Source organism: Azospirillum griseum (assembly GCF_003966125.1).
GTDB classification, from domain to species: domain Bacteria; phylum Pseudomonadota; class Alphaproteobacteria; order Azospirillales; family Azospirillaceae; genus Azospirillum; species Azospirillum griseum.
On sequence record NZ_RXMA01000064.1, the window covers coordinates 1 to 3742 of the forward strand.

4 protein-coding genes are annotated in these 3742 nt (G+C 63.3%); all 4 read right to left on the reverse strand.

All coding sequences use genetic code 11. The features are described 5' to 3' along the window. Positions 1-46: 46 nt before the first annotated feature. The gene (locus tag EJ903_RS25820; protein ID WP_126620746.1) at positions 47-343 is read right to left on the reverse strand and encodes a COG3415 family protein; all 297 of its coding nucleotides are present in this window, start codon (positions 341-343) and stop codon (positions 47-49) included. Positions 344-451: 108 nt separating this feature from the next. Next, positions 452-1378, reverse strand: a complete 927-nt coding sequence (locus EJ903_RS25825) for a TniB family NTP-binding protein (RefSeq protein ID WP_174237365.1) — start codon at positions 1376-1378, stop codon at positions 452-454. Further along, complete coding sequence (locus EJ903_RS25830; protein WP_210211569.1) at positions 1375-3075, reverse strand: Mu transposase C-terminal domain-containing protein; 1701 nt, start codon at positions 3073-3075, stop codon at positions 1375-1377. Before EJ903_RS25830 ends, EJ903_RS25825 begins: the two co-directional genes overlap by 4 nt. A gap of 169 nt (positions 3076-3244) precedes the next feature. Then, positions 3245-3553, reverse strand: coding sequence for a hypothetical protein (locus tag EJ903_RS25835; protein ID WP_210211570.1), 309 nt, complete (start codon positions 3551-3553; stop codon positions 3245-3247). Positions 3554-3742 lie beyond the last annotated feature (189 nt).

The following is a 3742-nucleotide window of genomic DNA, read 5'->3' on the forward strand; positions in this document are numbered from 1 at the left end:
CCGTCATGTTCGGCGAGCGTTTCTCAAAGGCGATGAGCGCCTGAGATTAAAACCCGCCCCGCCGAGCACGAAATTCCGGATAGTCCCGTTCCGGCATGGTGATGTCGCCCTGCGCCTCCACCCAACCGATCAGAAGCGCGGCGTGCGGAGCCAGTTTGCCGCCTCCCGGCGGACGTCCTTGCCGCGCCGGTTCCAGCGATCCCGTCGTCGCCATCCGCTGGGCAAGACGGATGCTCGTGCTGGCGCTCACGTCAAACCGACGCGCCGCTGCCCGACGTGAACCGCCTTGCTCGATCTCACCGTAAATCCGAACACGAAGGTCCGACGAATAGCTCTGACCCATGATCCACCTCCAACTACGGTGAATCACGCCGGAAACTCAAACGCAAGCCGTCGATTCAGATTTCTCGCGCGATGCTCTAGGCACCGTGACGGCGGCAACTGTCATCGCCTACACCGCCGCCGAAGTCTTCCGTCCCAGACCGCGTTGTGCCTTGACGGTCATGGAAACCAGTGGAAGCACCAGATCGTCGGTCGTGAAACTCTCTTCATCGATCATCTCCCGGCCGCTCCGGATGGCCGCAATCGCCACGGTTTCGATCAACCGGAAAACGCGCACCGTGATCCCATCTGTCATCGACAGCACGCGCCGACTGACGGTGGCGTTGCTGAGGGACGACCGTCGCCGCAACGGCAGAATTGCCGCGAGACTGGCAAGCAGGTCGCCGAATGCCTGGTCGTCCCGCCAACGGGCCAACTCCAGCGCGTCGAACCGATCGGCAAGCTGCTGGTCGGTCAACAACGCCATCCGGGCCTCGTCGGTGCCGGCGCAGACCAGGGGAATGCGCAGATCATTGCTCAGGAACCTCAACGTGTTCAGGAAAATCCGCTGTTGACGGTAGGTGCCTGCCAGCATGGCATGCACCTCGTCAATGACCAGCATCCGGGCGTTCATCTCACCCAACAGACGGCGACACAGGTTGCGGGCACCGCGCACCGTTCCCGCTCGCCGTTGCGGCACGCCGAGAGCGGTCAGCAGCTCGTCGTAGAAGTCTCCCTCGTCCGGTTGCGTCGGCATCTGGAACGCAACCACCGGCATGGTCGTCACCCCCGTTCCCTCGTTGAAGACCGCTGGGTGATCCCGCACGAACTTGCGGACGATCTTGGTCTTTCCCATGCCGACGTCGCCGAACAGCAGCAGGCATGGCATGCGATCCCGCTTCGGGTAGGTAAGCAGATCCTCGAGCTTGCCGAGCGCCGCTTCGGCCCTCCGATGGTTGATCCAGCGGTCGGCTCGGATCCATTCGATGCGTTCATGGTCGGCCAAGCACGCGTATTCGCGATAGGCCGGATGAAGGTGTTCGAAGCCCTCGCTCATGACCACTCCTCCACATCGTAGGGCAACAGGGGCCGATCGGTCGGTTGGCCGTCGGCGGCGGGCGCGGGTGAAGGCTCCGTCTGCTCCGGCGTCTTGCTCGCCGCCTCAGACCCGGCAAGTGCATAGGCGGTACGCTGCACCGTTTGTCGGGCAGCTTTGGTTCGTGCCGCAGCCTCGGCGACCAGCATTCGTTGGGCCTCGATCGCATCGAAGATCATCGCCTCGTCGACGGACCGGCGTCCCCGTTCCCGCAGCACTCGCATCGCCTCAAGGTGCTCCCAGCGTGTAATGCGCGGTCGGCGCAGATCGCGGTAGCGGATCGGCCAGTGCTTTCCATCCGGAGCCTGGAGAAACACCCGCGACAAGTCGCGTGGGTCATACTTGACCGGCATCCGGGAGTCCGATTGTCCGGCCCATACGCTCAGAATGCTGTCCCAGTAGTGGATGTTGAATATCCGAATGCCCTCCCGCGTTACCTTCCGCTTCTCGAACGGCAGGAAATCGAAGAGGAACCGCTCCGGGTCAGCCGGGTGACGCACCGGGGTGGGCCGCCGGGCAACGACGTCCTCCCACGCCGTCATCGGCGGAAGCTGAAGGGCGCTGTGAATGCTGGCGTGGTAGACTCCCACGATTTGAATGGCGAGCCACGTCTCCAACTCCGGCAGCGTCATAACCGCCGTCTTCTCCGAGTCGTAGTCGCCCTTCTCGTCGATGTTCGAGAAGGTGGTTCCCGGGAGCAGATGGACGGCGCCCATCATTGTCCCAATCAACCGCTCGATGTGCCCCCCGAAATGCGGGGTCGCCGGCGGCCGATACTCTTGTTCGATGCCATACTCCCGACAGCCGCGCTCCAGAGCCTTCGAATGGAAGTCCTTACCGTTGTCCATGTGCACGGTTTCCGGAAGCCCCGCGACCGGCCAGGGAGCCGCCACCCCGCGCTCCGCCAGCCAATCCGCCTTCGGTAGCACGGCGTGCCGCATGGCCATGGCAACGGAGGTCGCCGATGGAGCCTCCAGGGTCAGATAGAATCCCACGACCATCCGGCTTGCGACGTCGATCATCAACGTCAGCCAAGGGCGTCCAAGGGGCAGTCGGTACATCTCGTCGACGACCATGACATCGACGCGCGTGTGGTCGATCTGGACGACCTGGAGAGCGTGATCCGACACATACTCCCCGAAGACGGGGCGGAACTGGTCACGGGCCGCTTTCGGTCCCTCCCGCGCCTTCACCAGAGCTTTCCGGCCCTGCCGATCAATGCGGACACGCAAAGCCTTCACCGATGGCGTCGAAAGACCCCGCGCCTTGCACTCGTGCTCGATGTGCCGCCGCAACCCGGCCACCGTGGGATGCTGACGTGTCATATAATATGCGCGGATTGCCGCTTCGATGACGCTCTCGATCTCGGGCTCCAGGCAACGGAACCCTCGGGCTGGACCCGGTTTCGGCGGAATCAAGGCGCTCGTTACCGGCTTCTCCCGATAAAGCGCCACGAGCGCGTAGATGCGGCTCCGCTTAAGCCCCAATATGGCAGCGGCATCGGCGACCTCCGCCCGCGTCAAACGCTCGCGCTCTGCCAGCGGCCGGACGATGCGTTCCCGGCGCTCCGCCTCGTGCCATTCTTCGTCAGTGGCCGATTGATGATCGGGTTTGCTCTGAGGCATGACCGCCACCGTGACGATGTTCTGTATCGACATCGTCCGGAGATCCTGGACATCAATCCGGGGATCCTGGTTTATTTTCCACCGATCCTGGGGATCATGGACGACCTGAAATTGCTTGAAACTGAGTCCAGCGATCCCGGAAAATCGACAGCTGATGTCCTGATTTTGTCTGGAAATGTGGAAATATGCGGGGGTTTTGGCGCTATAGGGGCACAGTTTGCCCCTCGAGCCAGATCAAGCGTCGGAAATTGCAGGCGAGGTTGGCGATGCCGATCTTCACCGTGGCGCGTCCAAGGCCGATGGTGCGGATGAACAGCGCCATGCGCTGCTTCTGGTCGGCGAAGACATGCTCGACGGCGGATCGCACCGCCGAGCGGGCGCGGTTGGCGCGTTGGTGCGGCTCCGGCATCGGCCGCCCCTTCGGCTTGCGGAAATGCACCATGCTGCGGCGGCCCGCCGCCGCGATGGCCGCTTCGTTGGCCTTCGAGCGGTAGGCGCTGTCCGCCCACACCCGGCTGTCGAAGGCGTCCGGATTGAGCAGGCCCGGCAGCTGGACACCTCGAAAACTGTAGCGTGTTCGGCGTCCTGGTGATTCTCTTGTTTTGAAGGCGGGGGGGGGGGAGCATGGCCGGTCAAGCTGGGCTGTTTGATCTTCAGGATCGCTATGCGGAGTTGAGCAAGAGCGGGGATCCGCTGGAGC